The following is a 2,066-nucleotide window of genomic DNA, read 5'->3' as shown; positions in this document are numbered from 1 at the left end:
CACCATCCGGTGCTCCAGACACCGCCACGGACCCCCTGCCCTGCCGTGGGCCGCCGCCCTGGCGTGGGCGGCCAGGGCGGATACGAGGGGGTCGGTGGGGGTGTCTGCGCTCGCGGCTGTGTCTGCGGTCACCGTTGCCTCGGGGAAGGGTGGCTGTCCGGCCGAGGGTACTGGGCCGGTCGCGGGGCGGGGCGCTCGCCCGCGGCCACGAAGGGTCCGCCGGGAAACGGCCATGCGAAGGGTCCGCCGGGAGAAGCGGTCCCCTACGGGTCGCGCGGCGGGAAACGGCAGATGCCGGCGCAGCTCCCCAGCTGCGCCGGCATTCTTGCCGTCCGCCGTACCCCCGTCCCCACGGGGTTTCATGGATCGATGTCCCCGCCCGGACCGCTCTTCCGGGCCTGGGGTCGCCGCTCAGCGCCCCAGCATCGCACCCACGGACGACGCTTGTGTGGCCACCGTCTCCCAGCCGTCGAAGACGAGCAGGAGCAGGGCCGCGAGGGGAAGGGCCATGAGCGTCGCCACCAAGGGGTGGCGGCGGCCCGTGCGGCGGGAGGCGAACGCCGGGCGTCGCGGTGCCGTGTGGGCCATGGTCCCTCTCCTGACTGTTCGGTTGTCGGCTGCAGCGGCGGGTGTCCGACCTCGGGGGACGAGTACCGCACCCACCGCTTGTCCTCAAATCTAGGCGGGCCGCGCGGCACCGGCGTCATGCCCTCGTACCGATTGCCGGGCCTCCGGGAGGATGAGCCCCCGGCCGCGAACTACTCCCCTGGGTGGAGACGCGGGCCCGGGTATCGGGGACTTCCCTGAGGGGCCGTCCGCTGTGTCCGGTCATTTCGGAAGCGTTCCGCTCACCGGGTGGAGTGACTTCGATCACTCGGACCGGTGCCGGAAGGGGTACCGGAGGTGGATCCCGGTCCGGGGCCCAGCCCCGCCCCCGGACGGCCGGCGGACGGCGGCCGGCAGGGGCGCCGCCCGGGGTGCCCCGGCTCCGCGCGAGCTCAACCTCCCGGAGCGGAAGGCGGGTTGGCCATCCGGCCGGCGTGAAGTCGCGCTAACGCCTGGCCTGCTGACCGGCTTTCACCTCCCCGGGACGGCCCGCACAATCCGTCCCGGCGAGAGGGCGCGGCCTATGCGCGCGGGCGGCCGTGGAAACGTAAGCTGTGCCACGTCACAGGGACCGGGCAGCGGGGATGAACATGGCGATGATGCGCCTGAGGCGCGAGGACCCGCGCGTCGTCGGCTCGTTCAGGCTTCACCGACGGCTCGGCGCGGGCGGAATGGGCGTGGTCTATCTCGGCTCCGACAAGAAGGGGCAGCGGGTCGCGCTGAAGGTGATCCGGCCGGATCTGGCGGAGGACCAGGAGTTCCGGTCGCGGTTCGCGCGCGAGGTGTCCGCCGCCCGGCGGATCCGCGGCGGCTGCACGGCCCGGCTGGTCGCCGCCGACCTGGAGGCCGAGCGGCCCTGGTTCGCCACCCAGTACGTGCCCGGGCCCTCCCTGCACGACAAGGTCGCCGAGGAGGGGGCGCTCGGCGCGGCGGACACGGCGGCGATCGGCGCGGCCCTGTCCGAGGGGCTCGTCGCCGTGCACGAGGCCGGTGTCGTCCACCGGGACCTGAAGCCCTCCAACATCCTGCTGTCACCCAAGGGTCCGCGGATCATCGACTTCGGTATCGCCTGGGCCACCGGTGCCTCCACGCTCACCCATGTGGGCACCGCGGTCGGCTCCCCCGGCTTCCTCGCCCCCGAGCAGGTGCGCGGCGCGACGGTCACCCCGGCCACCGACGTCTTCTCGCTGGGCGCCACGCTGGCGTACGCCTCGACCGGCGACTCGCCCTTCGGGCACGGCAGTTCCGAGGTGATGCTGTACCGGGTGGTGCACGAGGAGCCGCACCTGGCCGGTGTGCCGGACGCGCTGGCTCCGCTGATCCGGGCCTGCCTGGCGAAGGACCCCGAGGAGCGGCCCACCACGCTCCAGCTGTCGCTGCGGCTGAAGGAGATCGCCGCCCGGGAGGCGCAGGGGCTGAACGACGTACGGCCGCCCCACCCGCGGGCCGCCGAGGCCGAC

General features: G+C 74.0%; 2 protein-coding genes. One reads left to right on the top strand and one right to left on the bottom strand.

The features are described from left to right. Positions 1 to 411: 411 nt before the first annotated feature. The gene (locus H5J33_RS32615) at positions 412 to 588 is read right to left on the bottom strand and encodes a hypothetical protein (protein WP_030613749.1); all 177 of its coding nucleotides are present in this window, start codon (positions 586 to 588) and stop codon (positions 412 to 414) included. 602 nt (positions 589 to 1,190) lie between these two features. On the opposite strand from H5J33_RS32615, the gene H5J33_RS32610 reads away from it, so the two are divergent. Beyond that, a partial coding sequence (locus tag H5J33_RS32610; protein ID WP_181798328.1) for a serine/threonine-protein kinase occupies positions 1,191 to 2,066 on the top strand: 876 nt, incomplete at its 3' end.

This window comes from Streptomyces sp. WELS2 (genome assembly GCF_013870595.1).
GTDB lineage: Bacteria > Actinomycetota > Actinomycetes > Streptomycetales > Streptomycetaceae > Streptomyces.
The sequence above is the reverse complement of the archived record's forward strand: the minus strand, read 5'-3'. Positions and strand labels throughout refer to the sequence as shown.